The sequence below is a fragment of the Pseudomonas putida genome, from assembly GCF_028682175.1.
In the GTDB taxonomy this organism is placed as follows: domain Bacteria; phylum Pseudomonadota; class Gammaproteobacteria; order Pseudomonadales; family Pseudomonadaceae; genus Aquipseudomonas; species Aquipseudomonas putida_AD.
This window is the reverse complement of record NZ_JANHKS010000005.1, coordinates 240,014-257,781: the sequence shown is the minus strand read 5'-3', so window position 1 is coordinate 257,781 and position 17,768 is coordinate 240,014. Positions and strand designations below refer to the sequence as shown.

At 60.1% G+C, this 17,768-nt stretch carries 16 protein-coding genes; 14 read left to right on the top strand and 2 right to left on the bottom strand.

Going from position 1 to position 17,768, the window contains the following annotated elements; all coding sequences use genetic code 11:
• Positions 1–66: 66 nt before the first annotated feature.
• On the bottom strand, positions 67–1,731 hold the full coding sequence (locus tag NPS29_RS06395) for an electron transfer flavoprotein-ubiquinone oxidoreductase (protein WP_274131419.1): 1,665 nt from the start codon (positions 1,729–1,731) through the stop codon (positions 67–69).
• Positions 1,732–2,269: 538 nt separating this feature from the next.
• Here NPS29_RS06395 and NPS29_RS06390 point away from each other — a divergent pair.
• The 9 genes from NPS29_RS06390 (at position 2,270) to NPS29_RS06350 (ending at position 9,653) form a co-directional block, all read left to right on the top strand.
• The gene (locus tag NPS29_RS06390; RefSeq protein WP_274131418.1) at positions 2,270–3,019 is read left to right on the top strand and encodes an electron transfer flavoprotein subunit beta/FixA family protein; all 750 of its coding nucleotides are present in this window, start codon (positions 2,270–2,272) and stop codon (positions 3,017–3,019) included.
• On the top strand, positions 3,019–3,948 hold the full coding sequence (locus tag NPS29_RS06385; RefSeq protein WP_274131417.1) for an electron transfer flavoprotein subunit alpha/FixB family protein: 930 nt from the start codon (positions 3,019–3,021) through the stop codon (positions 3,946–3,948). Before NPS29_RS06390 ends, NPS29_RS06385 begins: the two co-directional genes overlap by 1 nt.
• Positions 3,949–4,086: 138 nt before the next feature.
• Positions 4,087–4,914: a substrate-binding periplasmic protein gene (locus tag NPS29_RS06380; RefSeq protein ID WP_274131416.1), complete on the top strand. Its 828-nt coding sequence runs from the start codon at positions 4,087–4,089 to the stop codon at positions 4,912–4,914.
• A 49-nt stretch (positions 4,915–4,963) separates the two neighbouring features.
• Complete coding sequence (locus NPS29_RS06375; protein ID WP_274131435.1) at positions 4,964–5,290, top strand: DUF4398 domain-containing protein; 327 nt, start codon at positions 4,964–4,966, stop codon at positions 5,288–5,290.
• A complete protein-coding gene (locus NPS29_RS06370) occupies positions 5,287–6,102 on the top strand; it encodes an OmpA family protein (protein WP_274131415.1) in 816 nt (271 codons plus the stop codon). The genes NPS29_RS06375 and NPS29_RS06370 overlap by 4 nt, the downstream gene beginning before the upstream one ends.
• Positions 6,103–6,332: 230 nt before the next feature.
• Entirely contained in the window at positions 6,333–7,772 is a 1,440-nt protein-coding gene (locus NPS29_RS06365; protein ID WP_274131414.1) for a PLP-dependent aminotransferase family protein, read from the top strand.
• Positions 7,773–7,891: 119 nt separating this feature from the next.
• On the top strand, positions 7,892–8,623 hold the full coding sequence (locus NPS29_RS06360) for a translation initiation factor 2 (RefSeq protein ID WP_274131413.1): 732 nt from the start codon (positions 7,892–7,894) through the stop codon (positions 8,621–8,623).
• Between the two features lie 96 nt (positions 8,624–8,719).
• Positions 8,720–8,977, top strand: coding sequence for a YkgJ family cysteine cluster protein (locus NPS29_RS06355; protein ID WP_274131411.1), 258 nt, complete (start codon positions 8,720–8,722; stop codon positions 8,975–8,977).
• Between the two features lie 70 nt (positions 8,978–9,047).
• Positions 9,048–9,653 (top strand): START domain-containing protein, encoded by a 606-nt coding sequence (locus NPS29_RS06350; RefSeq protein ID WP_274131410.1) that lies wholly within the window; start codon positions 9,048–9,050, stop codon positions 9,651–9,653.
• A gap of 74 nt (positions 9,654–9,727) precedes the next feature.
• On the opposite strand, the gene gltA is transcribed toward NPS29_RS06350, so the two are convergent.
• Entirely contained in the window at positions 9,728–11,017 is a 1,290-nt protein-coding gene (gene gltA, locus NPS29_RS06345) for a citrate synthase (protein WP_274131409.1), read from the bottom strand.
• A gap of 363 nt (positions 11,018–11,380) precedes the next feature.
• Here gltA and sdhC point away from each other — a divergent pair, with 363 nt between their 5' ends.
• The 5 genes from sdhC to NPS29_RS06320 all read left to right on the top strand — a co-directional run bounded on the left by sdhC (position 11,381) and on the right by NPS29_RS06320 (position 17,728).
• Positions 11,381–11,755, top strand: a complete 375-nt coding sequence (gene sdhC / locus NPS29_RS06340; protein ID WP_274131408.1) for a succinate dehydrogenase, cytochrome b556 subunit — start codon at positions 11,381–11,383, stop codon at positions 11,753–11,755.
• The gene (gene sdhD / locus NPS29_RS06335; RefSeq protein ID WP_274131406.1) at positions 11,749–12,117 is read left to right on the top strand and encodes a succinate dehydrogenase, hydrophobic membrane anchor protein; all 369 of its coding nucleotides are present in this window, start codon (positions 11,749–11,751) and stop codon (positions 12,115–12,117) included. The genes sdhC and sdhD overlap by 7 nt, the downstream gene beginning before the upstream one ends.
• A gap of 3 nt (positions 12,118–12,120) precedes the next feature.
• Positions 12,121–13,893: a succinate dehydrogenase flavoprotein subunit gene (gene sdhA / locus NPS29_RS06330; protein ID WP_274131404.1), complete on the top strand. Its 1,773-nt coding sequence runs from the start codon at positions 12,121–12,123 to the stop codon at positions 13,891–13,893.
• A gap of 11 nt (positions 13,894–13,904) precedes the next feature.
• Positions 13,905–14,609, top strand: coding sequence for a succinate dehydrogenase iron-sulfur subunit (locus NPS29_RS06325; protein ID WP_274131402.1), 705 nt, complete (start codon positions 13,905–13,907; stop codon positions 14,607–14,609).
• Between the two features lie 287 nt (positions 14,610–14,896).
• On the top strand, positions 14,897–17,728 hold the full coding sequence (locus NPS29_RS06320) for a 2-oxoglutarate dehydrogenase E1 component (protein ID WP_274131401.1): 2,832 nt from the start codon (positions 14,897–14,899) through the stop codon (positions 17,726–17,728).
• Positions 17,729–17,768: the final 40 nt, after the last annotated feature.

Here is a 17,768-nt window from a genome sequence, read left to right as displayed (position 1 = left end):
CTCTTCCGATCTCGATTTCAAGGACGCCCCCGCCGGCAAGCCGTGCTGCTACGGGATAGGTAGGCATTACATATTCGGGTAAGTCGGCCCGCCCGCACCTTCCGGGGTCACCCAGGTGATGTTCTGCGAAGGGTCCTTGATGTCGCAGGTCTTGCAGTGCACGCAGTTCTGGGCGTTGATCTGGAAGCGCTTGGCGCCGTCTTCCTGGGTCACCACCTCATACACGCCGGCCGGGCAGTAGCGCTGTGCCGGTTCGTCGTACTTGGGCAGGTTGACGTTGATCGGAATGCTCGGGTCCTTGAGCTTGAGATGGCACGGCTGCTCTTCTTCATGGTTGGTGCCCGAGATGAACACCGAACTCAGTTTGTCGAAGCTCAGCTTGCCGTCCGGTTTGGGGTAGTCGATCTTCTTCGAATCGGCTGCCAGCTTCATGCACGCGTAGTCAGGCTTGTTGTCGTGCAGGGTGAACGGGATCTTGCCGCCGAACAGGTTCTGGTCGATGAAGTTGAACGCACCGCCCAGCACCGGGCCGAACTTGTGGATCGCCGCGCCGAAGTTGCGGCTGGCGAACAGTTCTTCATGCAGCCAGCTGCCCTTGAAGGCCTCGACGTAGGTGTTCAGCGCGTCGCCGCCTTCGCTGCCGGCCAGCAACGCATCGGCCACCGAGTCAGCGGCCAGCATGCCGGATTTCATCGCAGTGTGGCTGCCCTTGATCTTGGCGAAGTTCAGGGTGCCCAGGTCGCAGCCGATCAGCGCGCCGCCGGGGAAGACCATCTTCGGCAGCGAGTTCAGGCCGCCCTTGCAGATGGCACGGGCGCCGTAGCTGACGCGCTTGCCGCCTTCCAGGTACTGCTTGAGGATCGGGTGATGCTTGAGGCGCTGGAACTCGTCGAACGGCGACAGGTATGGGTTGGCGTAGGACAGGTCGACGATCAGGCCGACCACCACCTGGTTGTTTTCCAGGTGATAAAGGAAAGAGCCCCCGGTGTTCTCGGTGCCCATCACGTCCAGCGGCCAGCCGGCGGTGTGCACCACCAGGCCTTGCTGGTGCTTGGCCGGGTCGATTTCCCAGATTTCCTTCAGGCCAATGCCGTAATGCTGGGCGTCGGCTTCGCTGTCCAGGTTGAAGCGCTTGATCAGCTGCTTGCCGATGTGGCCACGGCAGCCTTCGGCGAACAGGGTGTACTTGCCGCGCAGTTCCATGCCGGGGGTGTACATGCCGTCTTTGGGGTTGCCTTCGCGATCCACGCCCATGTCACCGGTGACGATCCCGCGCACCACGCCATTCTCATCGATCAGCGCTTCCTGGGCGGCGAAGCCCGGGTAGATCTCGACGCCCAGGTTCTCGGCCTGCTGTGCCAGCCAGCGGCACAGGTTGCCCAGGGAAATGATGTAGTTGCCTTCGTTGTGCATGGTCTTGGGCACGAACATGCCCGGCACCTTGGTACCGGCTTCGCTGCTGGTCAGCACATAGATGTCGTCGCCTTTGACAGGCGTGTTGAGCGGTGCGCCCAGTTCTTTCCAGTCAGGGAACAGCTCGTTCAGCGCGCGAGGTTCGAACACTGCACCGGAGAGGATGTGGGCGCCGACTTCGGAGCCTTTTTCCACCACGCAGACGCTGATTTCCTGGCCAGCTTCGGCGGCCTTCTGTTTCAGACGGCATGCGGCGGACAGACCGGCAGGGCCGGCGCCGACGATGACGACGTCGAACTCCATAAATTCGCGTTCCACTGACTCTCTCCTGATCAAGGCTCAACGGTATTTTTTTATAGGTAGCTAAAAACTGGCACCTGGGGGCGTTGTCACCCAAGTGTCATCTCAAAGGGGCGCATTATATCTACACCACCTTGCAGGTCCAATACAAACGTTTGTTTGAAATGGCTGAAACCCTGATAAAACATAGGGACACGACTTGTGACTGGCGTTTTTGTCGTATTGACCCGAATAGGTGTTCCGGTCAAGATACGGGCGGTTTTGCGCTCGCCGTAGGCTGGCCGTTGGCCAATGGAATACCTCTGAAAGCTGCGCGGGTGCCGTGTTGCAAACCCGCCCGATCACCCGTTTACAGGGGCGATGCAGGCGGTGTGCAGTTTACACGCATGGTCGGGCGCTGGCTTGGATTGCGCGGGTCGAGCGGTTGTTTTTTGCCGAACTCACCCTTAAGCAACGACGAATACGCTGTTTTCAAAGGTGTTCTTTACACTGACGTGTACCCATCGCCGGGCAGGGCCGGGCGATTTTCTTTTCACCGGAGAGTAACGAGGAATCCATGAAGGTTCTTGTAGCTGTCAAACGAGTGGTCGACTACAACGTCAAGGTTCGCGTCAAAGCGGACAACTCCGGCGTCGATCTCGCTAACGTCAAAATGTCGATGAACCCTTTCTGCGAAATCGCCGTGGAAGAGGCCGTTCGCCTGAAAGAGAAAGGCGTTGCGACCGAGATCGTCGTCGTTACCATCGGCCCGGCCACCGCTCAGGAGCAACTGCGTACCGCACTGGCACTGGGTGCCGACCGCGCCATCCTCGTCGAATCCGCTGAAGAGCTGACTTCCCTGGCCGTGGCCAAGGCGCTCAAGGCCGTTGTCGATAAAGAGCAGCCTCAGCTGGTCATCCTCGGCAAGCAGGCGATCGACAGCGACAACAACCAGACCGGCCAGATGCTGGCGGCCCTGAGCGGTTACGCTCAAGGCACCTTCGCCTCCAAGGTCGAAGTCTCGGGCGACAAGGTTGCCGTGACCCGCGAAATCGACGGCGGCCTGCAAACCGTTTCGTTGAACCTGCCGGCCATCGTCACCACCGACCTGCGCCTGAACGAGCCACGCTACGCGTCGCTGCCCAACATCATGAAAGCCAAGAAGAAGCCTCTCGAAGTGCTGACGCCTGACGCTTTGGGTGTGTCCACGTCCTCCACCAACAAGACCCTGAAAGTCGAAGCCCCGGCTGCTCGCAGCGCAGGCATCAAGGTCAAGTCGGTTGCTGAACTGGTCGAGAAACTGAAAAACGAAGCGAAGGTGATCTGATGACTACCCTGGTAATCGCTGAACACGAAAATGGCGTGATCGCTCCCGCCACCCTGAACACCGTTGCCGCTGCCGCCAAGATCGGTGGCGACATTCACGTCCTGGTCGCTGGCCAGAACGTGGGCGCTGTCGGTGAAGCCGCCGCGAAAATCGCAGGCGTCGCCAAGGTACTGGTCGCCGACAACGCGGCCTACGCGCACCAACTGCCGGAAAACGTAGCGCCACTGGTGGCCGAGCTGGCTTCCGGCTACAGCCACGTCTTGGCCGCTGCCACCTCCAACGGCAAGAACATTCTGCCGCGCGTTGCAGCCCAGCTGGACGTTGACCAGATCTCCGAAATCATTTCGGTTGAATCGGCTGACACCTTCAAGCGTCCGATCTACGCCGGTAACGCCATCGCGACTGTACAGTCGTCGGCCGCCGTCAAGGTCATCACCGTTCGCGCCACCGGCTTCGATCCTGTTGCTGCTGAAGGCGGCTCCGCTGCCGTTGAAGCTGTTTCGGCCGCCCACGATGCAGGCAAGTCGTCCTTCGTCAGCGAAGAGCTGGCCAAGTCCGACCGTCCTGAGCTGACCGCTGCCAAGATCGTCGTCTCCGGCGGTCGCGGCATGCAGAACGGCGACAACTTCAAGCACCTGTACGCCCTGGCCGACAAGCTGGGCGCAGCCGTCGGCGCCTCCCGCGCTGCGGTGGACGCAGGCTTCGTGCCCAACGACATGCAGGTCGGCCAGACCGGCAAGATCGTTGCGCCGCAGCTGTACATCGCCGTCGGTATCTCCGGCGCGATCCAGCACCTGGCTGGCATGAAGGACTCCAAAGTGATCGTTGCGATCAACAAGGACGAAGAAGCGCCGATCTTCCAGGTGGCCGATTACGGCCTGGTGGCGGATCTGTTCGAAGCAGTGCCTGAGTTGGAGAAGCTGGTCTAATCCAGCCACCTGACTTATAAAGAGAACCCGTTCGTTTCGGGCTGATCGAAAGCGTTGGGCATCGGCAACATTGATCCCCCGTGTTTCGTTCAGTTTGAGTGAACGGGTTTTTTATTGAATTGAAAAAAGGACGTGACCATGTTGCCGCTCAGGCACACGCTGACATCGCTGGTTGCCGGTCTGTTCTTGTTGCCATCGATGGCAGTCGTAGCGGCAGGCAAATGCGAGCGCCTGGTCGTGACCGGCAGCCCGGACGCGCCACCCTATCTATGGCGCGACCCGCAGGACCCTGTGCATCTGATGGGCGCCAACGCCGACCTGCTCAAGGAGGCGGCGGGGCAGATGGGGGTCAAGCTCGAATTCCTGTTCGCCGGCAAACGCAGCCAGGCCCTGGAAGAGGTGCGCACCGGGCGAATGGACCTGCTAGCCGACACGCCGTTGAAATCTTCGGAACTGGAGTCTCTGGATTTCATTCATCCGCCCATCGCGCAAAACGAGATCATGGTCTGGACCCGGGCCGGGCGGCCACAGCCGTTCAATTCCCTGGCCGATCTGCAAGGTCATCCTGGCGCCATTTCCGAGAAGACCCGGGTGACGTCGGCGTTTGAAAACGCTATCAAGGATCACCTGACGCTGGAGAAACAGCCGAACCTGACCCAGGCCTTTCAGAAGCTGATGCTGGGGCAGGTCGAATTTGTACTGGCCGGTCGATATGCCGGCATGGCGTTGACCCAGACCCTGGGGATGTCCAGGGATTTGCTGGCGCAACCGCTGCCGCTGGACAGGCCGGGGCTGTACCTGGCGCTGTCGTTCAACTCGGCGTGCAATGACCCCTGGTTGCGCGGACAGCTGGCGAAAAAAATGACAGAATTGGCAGCTTCCGGTCGCTCGAACGAAGCCGTCACCCGCAATCTGGAGCTATGGAAGGCCCAGCTGCAACAGCCGACCAGCGCCACACATCAGTAGGAATGTTTTTTTGAGCTTTCTTTTCAGAACCAGACCTTTACTCGCCGCCATGGCGCTCGCTTCGTTGTTCGGTTGCGCCAACGATCCGGCTCCCAACGAACAACTGAAACTGACCGAGCAGGCCGTGGCCCAGGCTACGGCGGTCGGCGCCACCGACGATCAGCCGGACATGGCCACCGCGCAGTCCAAGCTGACCCAGGCCCAGGCCGACATGGCCGACAAATCCTACAAGGACGCCCGCATGCAGGCCGAACAGGCCGAACTGGACGCGCGTCTGGCAGAGGCTCGCGTGCTGACCGAAAAAAGTGCCGAGCAACTGGCCCAGGTGAACGCTCGCCTCGAACGCCTGCGCAAGCAGTTGGGGGCGGCACAATGAATCGTATTCCACGGGTCTTGAGTGTGTGCCTGTTGCTGACCAGCGCCGGGCTGTACGGCTGCGCCGGCCATCAGAACAGCGAGAAGGCGTTGCAGGGTGCCAGCGCCGATTTCCAGAAAGTGAAGAACGACACCAACGTCTTGCGCAGCGCGCCCAAGGACGTGATCCGTGCCGGTGAATTGCTGGGCCGTGCCGAACGGCTGTCCAGCTACATTGGCAGTGGTGATGATGTGAGTCACTACGCGTATCTGAGCAGTCGCTACAGTGCGATTGCCACCGAGCACAGTCAGTTGCTGCTCAACCAGGAAAAGCTTGCCCGCCTTGAGCTTGAACGCCAGCGCCTGCAACTGGCATTGCGCGAAGCCAAGCTGGCCGGCGCCCAACAGCAGGGCAAATGGGCGGAGGATCAGCTCATCAGCCTGTCGACCCAGCAGAACGAGCGGGGCCTGGTCATGACCCTGGGTGACATGCTGTTCGACACCGGTCGTGCCGAACTGAAAAGCTCGGCCAATCGCACGGTGCTCAAGGTCGTGCAGTTCCTGCAGTTCAACCCCAAGCGCGTGGTGCGCATCGAGGGTTACACCGACAGCACCGGCGACAGCCAGGAGAACCTGCAACTGTCTCGCGATCGCGCGCAATCGGTGGCCGACGTGCTGTCCGATCTGGGCATCGAGGACGAACGCATTCAGGTCGAGGGTTACGGCGATCAGTTTCCGGTGGACGTGAACACCTCGGAGCGTGGCCGGGCGCAAAATCGTCGCGTCGAAATCGTGTTTTCGGATGAAAAAGGCAAGCTGAGCGCCGCTCGCTGACATTTATTTTTCATCGAGCCCGGCTTTTTTCGAAAAGCCGGGCTTTTTTGTGCGCGAAAGGCCGGTTGTTTGGCGTATTTGCCTTATGAAATTTTTCATCAAACTGAAGTATGACTAGCCGATGAATCAACTGTCCCCGTACACTTATCAACTGTTCTGGTGATCTTTTCCTGTCGATCACCGCCCTGTGCTCAGAATGGCCGTGAAAGAGTGGAATCGAGGGACGCGAAATGACCAATCTTCTGCTGTATCAACGTATCGCCCAGCAGTTGGCTGAGGATATTCGTCGGGGTGTATACCAGCCAGGCGAGCGCGTGCCTTCGGTGCGAAAAATGAGCTCCCAGCTCAATGTCAGCCATGCGACGGTGCTTCAGGCCTACGCCAATCTCGAAGACCAGGGGCTGATTCGAGCACGTCCGCAGTCTGGCTACTACGTTCACCAGACCCCCGCGCTGACGGCGCCAACCCCGGATATCGCTCGGGTCGAGCGGCCCGGCCTGGTCACCCGCGCCAGCATCATCCAGCAGGTGCTGGTCGAAGCACGCCGTGAAGGGGTGTTCGCCTTTGGCGCAGCCGTCCCGCACATCGACTACCTGCCGCTGCGCGCGCTGCATCAGCAGTTGGCCAAGGTCACGCGATTCCAGAGCCCGCGGGCGTTCAACTACATGTTCAGCCCCGGTTTCGAGCCGCTGCGCCGCCAGGTCGCGATCCGCATGCGCGACGCAGGCGTGGTGGTTGATCCCTCTGAAGTGGTGATCACTCACGGCTGTGTCGATGCCTTGCAGATGTCGCTGCGGGTGCTGACCAGTCCGGGTGACCTGATTGCCGCCGAATCGCCGACGTATTACGGCTTGCTACAGTTGGCCGACCTGCTGGGCCTGAAAGTGATCGAGATCCCGAGCGATCCGAACACCGGCATCAGCCTTGAGGCACTCCAGCTGGCTGCCAACCAGTGGTCGATCAAGGCGCTGGTGATGACCTCGCGCCTGAGTAATCCGCTGGGCAGCACCATGCCCGAGGAGCGCCAGAAACAACTGCTGCGCCTGGCGTCTGACTTCGACATCCAGGTGATCGAAGACGATATCTACGGCGAATTGATGTATGAGCAGAACAAGACCAAGGCGCTGAAGGCTTTCGATCGCCTGGGGCGGGTCATCTACTGTTCGAGCTTTTCCAAGACGCTGTCCCCGGGTGTGCGCATCGGCTGGATGATTGCCGGCAAATATCAGGCGGAAATCCAGCGTTTGCAGACCTTCAGCACCCATTCGGCGTGCAGCGTGACGCAGATGGCGGTGGCGTCCTACCTGGAGAACGGTGGCTATGACCGGCACCTGCGCTACATCCGCCAGGAGCATCGCAAGAACGTCAGCGCGTTCCAGTTGGGGGTGCAGCAGATGTTCCCTGAAGGCACGCAGATCAGCCGGCCTGCCGGTGGTTTCATCCTCTGGATCAGTCTGCCGGGGCGGGTGAACACCCAAGAACTGCATGTGCGCGCACTGGAGCAGGGCATCAGCGTGGCGCCGGGCCTGATTTTCAGCAACACAGAGCAGTTCAACCACTGCATTCGTCTAAACTGTGGGTTGCCGTGGAACCGCGAAGCGGAGAGGGCGCTGATGACCCTGGGCATGCTCGCCAAGCAGCTGTGCCAGGACGCCGGTCAATCCTGGTGAACTCTGCAGGCTGAACGTTTTTCACACCCTCAAGAGGCCGGCTGACAGGTCCTTCACTTGTCACCGGCCATGCAAAGAGCCAGCATATCGGCTCCTGCCTTTTTTCTGCCGTTTGATTTATGAATTCACTACGCTGTGCCGGATTGATGTTGGTGGTATTGCTCAGTGCCTGTGACGCTGACAAACCGCCTGCGCCACCGCCCAAAGTCACCGCTGCCGCGCCTGTCGCGCCTGCTGCGGCGCCCGTTGTCACGCCTGAGGTCAAGCCTGAGGTCAAGCCTGAGGCTACTGCGGCTGTCCCGCAGCAGCCTGCCGCCCCGGAGAAGCCGGCGGACGTGGTGCATCACCTTGCGCCCAATGTCGGGGTGGTGCCTGTCGTCGCGGCGAGCAAGCCGGATCCGGTCAAGCCCAACCCTGCGAAGAAGATCACCAGCCCGGCCAAGGCTGCGGCCGTGGAGCAGAAAACCCCAAGTGCGAATGCCAAATCCGCCAAGGTCAAAGCGGATAATGCCGCCGTGGCCAACCGTGCGCCGGTTGCCAGCAAGACCAAGCCTGCCTCTCAGGTGGTCAAGGAAACCAGGCTGCCCAAGGCTGCTCTGGACCTGAGCTTGCCGCCTGACATGGTCAAGCAGCTGACGCCGCCGCCTAACGTGATCACTGCGGGCAACAAGGCCAAGTCCACGCCTGGCGGGGGCAAACCGCTGTTGCCGAAGATGTTCCCCGATGCTGGCAGTGATTCGGACTTCCAGTTGCAGGGTCGGTTGTTGAGCAATGAAATGGAGTTGCAGCTTCGCAACGAGGCGCGCAAGGAAGTGGACGGCGCGGCGCTGGACTTCAAATTCAAGCAGTGACCTGACGTCGGTTGGTCCTTAATCCTTCATTTTCAAACGCGCGTTTTAGCGGGTAAGATCCTGTCATCTTTCACTGCCTCTCAAGAGGATGTTTCCATGGATTGCCGTCCGGGCTGTGGCGCTTGCTGCATTGCGCCTTCGATATCCTCGCCGATTCCCGGCATGCCTTTGGGCAAGCCGGCCGGCGTGCGCTGCGTGCAGCTCTCGGATGACAGGTATTGCCTGATCTTCGGGCAGCCTGATCGGCCAGCGGTGTGCGGCGGGTTCGCCGCCGACCCGGAAGTCTGTGGCAGCAGTTCCGAGGAAGCGATTCGCTTGATCGGGTGGTGGGAGCAGGCCACTTCCGTCGCCTGATGGGCGAGGAGGGGAGCCGAACGAGGCATCTGAAACGACACCTGAACTGCAGACAATAAGGAATAAGACAATGGGTTCGCTGTACCGGATTGCGTTTGGAGTGGGCTTGACTGTACTGGTCGCCGGGGTTGCACAGGCCGATGACTGGAAGGTCGCCAAGAACGAGGACGGCATCAAGGTTTCTCTCAGTGACGTCGCGGGCTCCCAGTACAAGGCCTATCAGGGCGTGACCACCATCAAGGCCAGTGTCGCCAAGCTGCGCGGCCTGCAGGAGGATGTGGCGGGTGCCTGCGCCTGGGTTCACGAGTGCAAGTCGCAGAAGGTGCTCAAGCATGAGGGCGACAAGACCTGGACCTACACCCAGTTCAACACCCCGTGGCCGGTGACGCCTCGTGATTCGGTGCTGCAGATCACCACGGTCGAAGGCACTGATGGCAGTCTGACTCGTAACCTGCTGGGCCAGCCGACCTACATCCCTGAAGAGAAAGGCTTCGTGCGCGTCGCCCAGGTGGAGGGCTTCTGGAAGCTGGTGCCCAAGGGCCCGAACGAGACTGAAGTGACCTATCAGGTGCACACCGAGCCAGGTGGCAGCGTGCCGTCGTGGCTGGCCAACAAGTTCGTGGTCGATGCGCCGTTCAACACCCTCAAGGCGCTCAGGGAGCGTGCGATGAAATGATCGGGTGACCGATACAATTTCTGCGGGAATGAAAAAAGGCTGCCACTGGCAGCCTTTTTTGTGTCGCTCGAAACTTACTTGCGTTCGGCCAGTGGCACGATGTCGCGAGCTTTTTCGCCGGTGTACAGTTGGCGCGGACGGCCGATCTTGTACGGGCTGGAGAGCATTTCCTTCCAGTGCGAGATCCAGCCGACGGTACGCGCCAGGGCGAAGATCACGGTGAACATGCTGGTCGGAATGCCGATCGCCTTCAGGATGATGCCCGAGTAGAAGTCGACGTTCGGGTACAGCGAGCGCTCGATGAAGTACGGATCGGTCAGGGCGATCTCTTCCAGGCGCATCGCCAGTTCCAGCTGCGGGTCGTTGGTGATGCCCAGCTCGCGCAGGACTTCGTCGCAGGTCTGCTTCATCACGGTGGCGCGCGGGTCGCGGTTCTTGTAGACCCGGTGACCGAAGCCCATCAGCTTGAACGGATCGTTCTTGTCCTTGGCCTTGGCGATGAACTTGTCGATGTTCGAGACATCGCCGATTTCATCGAGCATGGTCAGTACGGCTTCGTTCGCACCGCCGTGGGCAGGGCCCCACAGTGCAGCGATGCCGGCGGCGATACAGGCGAACGGGTTGGCACCCGAAGAGCCCGCCATGCGCACGGTGGACGTCGAGGCATTCTGTTCGTGGTCGGCGTGGAGGATGAAGATCCGGTCCATGGCCTTGGCCAGCGTCGGGCTGATCGGTTTGATCTCGCACGGCGTGTTGAACATCATGTGCAGGAAGTTTTCCGCGTAGCTCAGGTCGTTGCGCGGGTACATCATGGGCTGGCCCATGGAGTACTTGTAGACCATCGCGGCCAGGGTCGGCATCTTGGCGACCAGGCGGATCGCGGAGATTTCGCGGTGCTGCGGGTTATTGATGTCCAGCGAGTCGTGGTAGAACGCCGACAGGGCGCCGACGACGCCGCACATGACGGCCATCGGGTGGGCATCACGACGGAAGCCGTTGAAGAAGGTCTTCAACTGCTCGTGCACCATGGTGTGGTTCTTCACGGTGACGACGAATTGGGCTTTCTGCTCGGCAGTCGGCAGTTCGCCGTTGAGCAGCAGGTAGCAGGTTTCGAGGTAGTCGGACTGCTCGGCCAGTTGCTCGATCGGGTAGCCACGGTGCAGCAGAATGCCGTTATCACCGTCGATGTAGGTGATCTTGGATTCGCAAGAGGCGGTCGACATGAAGCCTGGGTCGAATGTGAAGCGTCCGGTGGCGGTCAGGCCGCGTACGTCGATTACATCGGGACCAACTGTGCCGGTCAGAATGGGCAGCTCGACGGGGGCAGCGCCCTCGATGATCAACTGCGCTTTTTTGTCAGCCATGTGGCCTCCTAATTATGCTTCAAATCATCAGACAGGCCCCCCACGCAGGGCCCGCATCACTATAGTGAGATAAATTCTAAAGTCAATTTGCCAAAAGTCTTGTGGCAGAAGGCTTTAAGCCGAGGTTTTCCGCGAAATTACCTGCCATTTACGCCTTTTATTCCACTAATGCAATCCGCCATTAGGGGAGGGCTGGTGCGTTGTCATTAGGCGGCTAACTGTCTATACTCGGCGTCCGACCGCCAGGGGCTTTCAGGCCCGGTTTTCTGGGGTTGGTCACTTCCTGGGTAGTGGGTACCTGACCAGTGCACTTCCCAACAACTTGCCCTGATTGTTAGGGGCTCTTCAGTGTGAAAAAAAGCCGTGAAAAGCCAACGACCTGTAAACCTAGACCTAAGGACCATCAAACTCCCCATCACAGCGATCACGTCGATCCTTCATCGCATCTCCGGCATCATTCTCTTTGTCGGCGTCTTCTTCATGCTTCTGGCATTGAGCAAGTCGCTGGGTTCTGAAGAGGGCTTCGCCGATGTGAAGGCGACCTTGACCAGTCCGCTGGCCAAGTTCATCGCATGGGGGCTTCTGTCTGCCCTGTTGTATCACCTTGTGGCAGGTGTTCGTCACCTGATCATGGATACGGGTGTCGGTGAGACGCTGGAAGGCGGAAAGCTGGGCTCGAAAATCATCATCGCCATCTCCGTGGTGCTGATCATTCTGGCGGGAGTTTGGATATGGTAACCAGCGTTACGAACCTGTCTCGTTCGGGCCTCTACGACTGGATGGCGCAGCGCGTCTCCGCAGTAGTGCTCGCGGCTTATTTCATTTTCCTGATCGGGTACCTGGTCGTCCATCCTGGCATCGACTATGCCACGTGGCACGCTCTGTTCTCCCACGTCGGGATGCGCATCTTCAGTCTGCTGGCCCTCGTTGCCCTCGGCGCTCACGCCTGGGTCGGCATGTGGACCATCGCGACCGACTACCTGACTCCGATGAGTTTCGGCAAGTCCGCGCTGACTGTGCGTTTCCTGTTCCAGGCTGTATGCGGCGTTGCGATGTTCGCGTACTTCGTCTGGGGTGTGCAGATTCTTTGGGGTATCTGATTCATGGCTAGCATTAATACAATCTCCTTCGACGCCATCATCATCGGTGGCGGCGGTGCGGGCATGCGCGCTGCCTTGCAGCTGGCTCAGGGCGGCCACAAGACCGCCGTAGTCACCAAGGTCTTCCCGACCCGCTCGCACACCGTATCCGCCCAGGGCGGCATCACCTGCGCCATCGCTTCGGCCGACCCGAACGACGACTGGCGCTGGCACATGTACGATACCGTCAAGGGTTCCGACTACATCGGTGACCAGGACGCTATCGAATACATGTGTCAGGAAGGTCCTGCCGCGGTCTTCGAACTGGACCACATGGGTCTGCCGTTCTCGCGTACCGAAACCGGCCGTATCTACCAGCGTCCGTTCGGTGGCCAGTCCAAGGACTTCGGCAAAGGCGGTCAGGCTGCACGTACCTGCGCGGCCTCCGACCGTACCGGTCACGCACTGCTGCACACCCTCTATCAGGGCAACCTGAAAGCGGGCACCACGTTCCTGAACGAGTACTACGCTGTCGACCTGGTGAAGAACTCGGAAGGCGCCTTCGTCGGTGTCATCGCGATCTGCATCGAAACCGGCGAGACCATGTACATCAAGTCCAAGGCGACTGTACTGGCCACCGGCGGTGCTGGCCGTATCTACGCCTCGACCACCAACGCCCTGATCAACACCGGTGACGGTATCGGCATGGCGCTGCGTGCAGGCGTTCCGGTCCAGGACATCGAAATGTGGCAGTTCCACCCGACCGGCATCGCCGGCGCAGGTGTACTGGTCACCGAAGGTTGCCGCGGTGAAGGCGGTTACCTGATCAACAAGCACGGCGAGCGTTTCATGGAGCGTTATGCTCCGAACGCCAAGGACCTTGCAGGTCGTGACGTTGTTGCACGTTCCATGGTCAAAGAGATCATCGCCGGCAACGGCTGTGGCCCTAACGGCGACCACGTGATGCTCAAGCTCGACCATCTGGGCGAGGAAGTGCTGCACAGCCGCCTGCCAGGCATCTGCGAGCTGTCCAAGACCTTCGCACACGTTGACCCGGTAGTTGCTCCGGTTCCTGTGGTTCCAACCTGCCACTACATGATGGGCGGCGTTGCCACCAACATCCACGGCCAGGCCATGACCATGGACGCCGAAGGCAACGACCAGGTCATTCCTGGCCTGTTCGCAGTCGGTGAAGTGGCGTGCGTATCGGTTCACGGTGCCAACCGCCTGGGCGGCAACTCGCTGCTCGACCTGGTGGTATTCGGTCGCGCTGCCGGCCTGCACCTGGAAAAAGCGCTGACCGACGGTATCGAATATGCCGACGCCAGCGACACCGACATCGAAGTTGCACTGAACCGCCTGAACAGCCTGAACTCCCGTGCCGATGGCGAAGACGTCGCCACCCTGCGCCGCGAGCTGCAGAGCTGCATGCAGAACTACTTCGGTGTGTTCCGTACCGGCGAATACATGAAGAAGGGCATCGAGCAACTGGCCCAACTGCGTGCACGTATCGCCAACGTGAAGATCAACGACAAGTCCCAGGCCTTCAACACCGCGCGTATCGAAGCGCTGGAGTTGCAGAACCTGCTGGAAGTCGCTGAGGCGACCGCCATCGCGGCCGATACCCGTACCGAGTCCCGCGGCGCCCACGCCCGTGAAGACTTCGAAGACCGCGACGACGTCAACTGGCTGTGCCATACCCTGTACTACCCGGGTGAAAAGCGGGTTGCCAAGCGTGCAGTCAACTTTGCGCCGAAGACCGTTCCGGCGTTCGAACCAAAAGTACGGACTTACTAAGGGTGGCTGCTATGTTGAAAGTCGAAGTTTATCGTTACAACCCCGATACCGACTCGGCGCCTAAAACCCAGGTGTTCGACGTGGATACCGGTGGCAAGGATCTGATGGTCCTGGACGTACTGGCGCTGATCAAGGAGCAGGACGAGGGCTTCTCCTATCGTCGTTCCTGCCGTGAAGGCGTCTGTGGTTCCGACGGCATGAACATCAACGGCAAGAACGGCCTGGCGTGCATCACGCCGCTGTCCGCCGTGGTCAAGAACAACAAGCTGGTGGTGCGTCCGCTGCCTGGCCTGCCTGTTATTCGTGACCTGGTCGTCGATATGAGCATCTTCTACAAGCAGTACGAGAAGGTGAAGCCATTCCTGCAGAACGACACGCCGGCTCCGGCCATCGAGCGTCTGCAGTCGCCGGAAGAGCGTGAGAAGCTGGACGGTCTGTACGAGTGCATCCTGTGCGCTTGCTGCTCCACGAGCTGCCCGTCCTTCTGGTGGAACCCTGACAAGTTCCTGGGTCCGGCCGCGATCCTGCAAGCCTATCGTTTCCTGGCTGACAGTCGCGACAACAAGACCCAGGAGCGTCTGGCTGCGCTGGATGATCCGTTCAGCGTGTTCCGCTGCCGCGGGATCATGAACTGCGTCAACGTTTGCCCGAAAGGCCTTAACCCGACCAAGGCCATCGGTCACGTTCGACACATGCTGCTGACCAGTGGTGTCTGAGTTCGTTGCACCTGTAGCACCGATGTATCTGTAAATGTTGTACCCGTAAACGCTGCGGCGCAGGCTTCAACCGGCGCCGTAGTTTTAACCTGAGCAGTGGCCGTATGGCTTCGGCTCTTATTTTGAAGAAATGAGACCAGCAGGGGCATCCGGGCTGGTACCCGGGCTATCAGCGTGATCCTTGGCGACTTGCTACAGTCAGCGATTCGATACATTCGCTGCATGGACTGTTCAAGCCTGCGACGGTGTGCACGCCGGTGGTGTCCCCTAACCGAGGGTGACCAAGCATGCAAGAAAGCGTGATGCAGCGCATGTGGAACAGCGCCCACCTTTCAGGTGGTAACGCTGCCTATGTGGAAGAGCTCTACGAGCTCTACCTGCACGACCCTAACGCTGTGCCAGAAGAATGGCGCACCTACTTTCAGACGCTGCCAGCCGATGGCGGCGCTGCCACCGATGTATCGCACTCTACGGTTCGCGATCATTTCGTGTTGCTGGGCAAAAACCAGCGCCGCGCTCAACCGGTCTCCGCCGGTAGCGTGAGCAGCGAACACGAGAAGAAGCAAGTCGAAGTGCTGCGACTGATCCAGGCATTCCGTATGCGCGGCCATCAGGGTGCGCAACTCGATCCTCTGGGCTTGTGGAAGCGTACTGCGCCAGCTGACCTGTCGATCAACCATTACGGTTTGACCAACGCTGACCTCGATACCACATTCCGTGCCGGCGACCTGTTCATCGGCAAGGAGGAGGCGAGCCTACGCGAAATCGTCGACGCTTTGCAGAAGACATATTGCCGCACCATCGGCGCCGAGTTCACGCACATCGTCGATTCCAACCAGCGCAACTGGTTCATGCAGCGCCTCGAAAGCGTGCGTGGCCGTCCAGCTTACCCTGCCGAGATTCAGAGCCATCTGCTCGAGCGCGTCACCGCGGCAGAAGGTCTGGAGAAGTACCTGGGCACCAAGTACCCGGGCACCAAGCGTTTCGGTCTGGAAGGCGGCGAAAGCCTGATCCCGATGCTCGACGAGCTGATCCAGCGCTCCGGTTCCTACGGGACCAAGGAAGTCGTGATCGGCATGGCCCACCGTGGCCGTCTGAACGTCCTGGTCAACACCTTCGGCAAGAACCCGCGCGAGCTGTTCGACGAGTTCGAAGGCAAGAAGAAGGTCGAGCTGGGCTCCGGTGACGTGAAGTACCACCAGGGCTTCTCGTCCAACGTGATGACCGCAGGTGGCGAAGTTCACCTGGCGATGGCGTTCAACCCGTCGCACCTCGAGATCGTCTCCCCGGTGGTCGAAGGTTCCGTGCGCGCTCGTCAAGACCGCCGCAACGACGCCACTGGCGAAAAAGTACTGCCGATTTCCATCCACGGTGACGCTGCGTTCGCAGGTCAGGGCGTGGTCCTGGAAACCTTCCAGATGTCGCAGACCCGCGGCTTCAAGACTGGCGGCACGATCCACATCGTGATCAACAACCAGGTCGGCTTCACCATCAGCAACCCGCTGGACTCGCGTTCTACCGAGTACGCCACCGACGTTGCCAAGATGATCCAGGCGCCGATCCTGCACGTGAACGGCGATGACCCTGAAGCGGTCATGTTCGTGACCCAGCTGGCCATCGACTACCGCATGCAGTTCAAGCGTGACGTGGTGATCGACCTGGTCTGCTACCGTCGTCGCGGCCACAACGAAGCTGACGAACCAAGTGGCACCCAGCCGCTGATGTACCAGCAGATCGCCAAGCAGCGCACCACCCGTGAGCTGTATGCCGACGCACTGGCTGCATCGGGCGTGCTCGACGCCGCTGGCGCTCAGGCCAAGGTCGACGAGTACCGCAACGCACTCGACAACGGCATGCACGTTGTGAAGAGCCTGGTCAAAGAGCCCAACAAGGAACTGTTCGTCGACTGGCGTCCATACCTGGGCCACGCCTGGACCGCGCGTCACGACACCCGTTTCGATCTGAAGACCCTGCAGGAACTGTCGGCCAAGCTGATGGAACTGCCGGAAGGCTTCGTGGTTCAGCGTCAGGTCCAGAAGATCTACGAAGACCGCCAGAAGATGCAAGCCGGTGGCCTGCCGATCAACTGGGGTTACGCCGAGACCATGGCCTACGCCACCCTGGCGTTCGAAGGTCATCCGGTGCGTATCACCGGGCAAGACGTCGGTCGCGGTACGTTCTCGCACCGTCACGCCGTCCTGCACAACCAGAAAGATGCCACCACCTACGTGCCTCTGCAGAACCTGTATGCCGGTCAGCCTCGCTTTGACCTGTACGACTCGTTCCTGTCGGAAGAAGCGGTACTGGCATTCGAATACGGCTACTCGACCACCTCGCCAAACGCGCTGGTGATCTGGGAAGCCCAGTTCGGTGACTTCGCCAACGGTGCACAGGTCGTGATCGACCAGTTCATCACCAGCGGCGAGCACAAGTGGGGCCGTCTGTGCGGTCTGACCATGCTGTTGCCTCACGGCTACGAAGGTCAGGGTCCGGAGCACTCCTCGGCTCGTCTGGAGCGTTACCTGCAGCTGTGCGCCGAGCACAACATCCAGGTGTGCATGCCGACCACCCCGGCCCAGATCTACCATCTGTTGCGCCGTCAGGTGATTCGTCCGCTGCGCAAGCCGCTGGTCGTGCTGACGCCCAAGTCGCTGCTGCGTCACAAGCTGGCGATCTCGACCCTGGAAGATCTGGCCGAAGGCTCGTTCCAGACTGTCATCCCGGAAATCGATACCCTCGATGCCGCCAAGGTGACCCGTCTGGTGCTCTGCAGTGGCAAGGTCTACTACGACCTGCTGGAAAAACGCCGTGCCGAAGGCCGCGAAGATATCGCCATCGTGCGTATCGAGCAGCTCTACCCGTTCCCGGAAGACGACCTGATGGAGGCCATCGCGCCTTACACCAACCTGACCAACGTGGTCTGGTGTCAGGAAGAGCCGATGAACCAGGGCGCCTGGTACAGCAGCCAGCATCACTTGCGCCGCAGCATTGGCAATCACAACCGCAACCTCGTTCTCGAGTATGCCGGCCGTGATGCTTCCGCAGCGCCTGCTTGTGGCTACGCTTCGATGCACGCCGAACAGCAGGAAAAACTGCTGCAAGACGCGTTCACTGTTTAACGCCTTCGCGCACTAGAAACCGAATTAAGGAATTACAGAT

Excerpts from the sequence above, each read along its gene's own strand:
- NPS29_RS06370 (WP_274131415.1), top strand. The coding sequence starts at position 5,287 with ATGAATCGTATTCCACGGGTCTTGAGTGTGTGCCTGTTGCTGACCAGC.
- gltA (WP_274131409.1), bottom strand. The coding sequence starts at position 11,017 with ATGGCTGACAAAAAAGCGCAGTTGATCATCGAGGGCGCTGCCCCCGTC.
- NPS29_RS06325 (WP_274131402.1), top strand. The coding sequence starts at position 13,905 with ATGTTGAAAGTCGAAGTTTATCGTTACAACCCCGATACCGACTCGGCG.
- NPS29_RS06360 (WP_274131413.1), top strand. The coding sequence starts at position 7,892 with ATGAATTCACTACGCTGTGCCGGATTGATGTTGGTGGTATTGCTCAGT.
- NPS29_RS06365 (WP_274131414.1), top strand. The coding sequence starts at position 6,333 with ATGACCAATCTTCTGCTGTATCAACGTATCGCCCAGCAGTTGGCTGAG.
- sdhA (WP_274131404.1), top strand. The coding sequence starts at position 12,121 with ATGGCTAGCATTAATACAATCTCCTTCGACGCCATCATCATCGGTGGC.
- NPS29_RS06380 (WP_274131416.1), top strand. The coding sequence starts at position 4,087 with ATGTTGCCGCTCAGGCACACGCTGACATCGCTGGTTGCCGGTCTGTTC.
- NPS29_RS06320 (WP_274131401.1), top strand. The coding sequence starts at position 14,897 with ATGCAAGAAAGCGTGATGCAGCGCATGTGGAACAGCGCCCACCTTTCA.
- NPS29_RS06375 (WP_274131435.1), top strand. The coding sequence starts at position 4,964 with ATGGCGCTCGCTTCGTTGTTCGGTTGCGCCAACGATCCGGCTCCCAAC.
- NPS29_RS06385 (WP_274131417.1), top strand. The coding sequence starts at position 3,019 with ATGACTACCCTGGTAATCGCTGAACACGAAAATGGCGTGATCGCTCCC.
- NPS29_RS06355 (WP_274131411.1), top strand. The coding sequence starts at position 8,720 with ATGGATTGCCGTCCGGGCTGTGGCGCTTGCTGCATTGCGCCTTCGATA.
- NPS29_RS06350 (WP_274131410.1), top strand. The coding sequence starts at position 9,048 with ATGGGTTCGCTGTACCGGATTGCGTTTGGAGTGGGCTTGACTGTACTG.
- sdhD (WP_274131406.1), top strand. The coding sequence starts at position 11,749 with ATGGTAACCAGCGTTACGAACCTGTCTCGTTCGGGCCTCTACGACTGG.
- NPS29_RS06390 (WP_274131418.1), top strand. The coding sequence starts at position 2,270 with ATGAAGGTTCTTGTAGCTGTCAAACGAGTGGTCGACTACAACGTCAAG.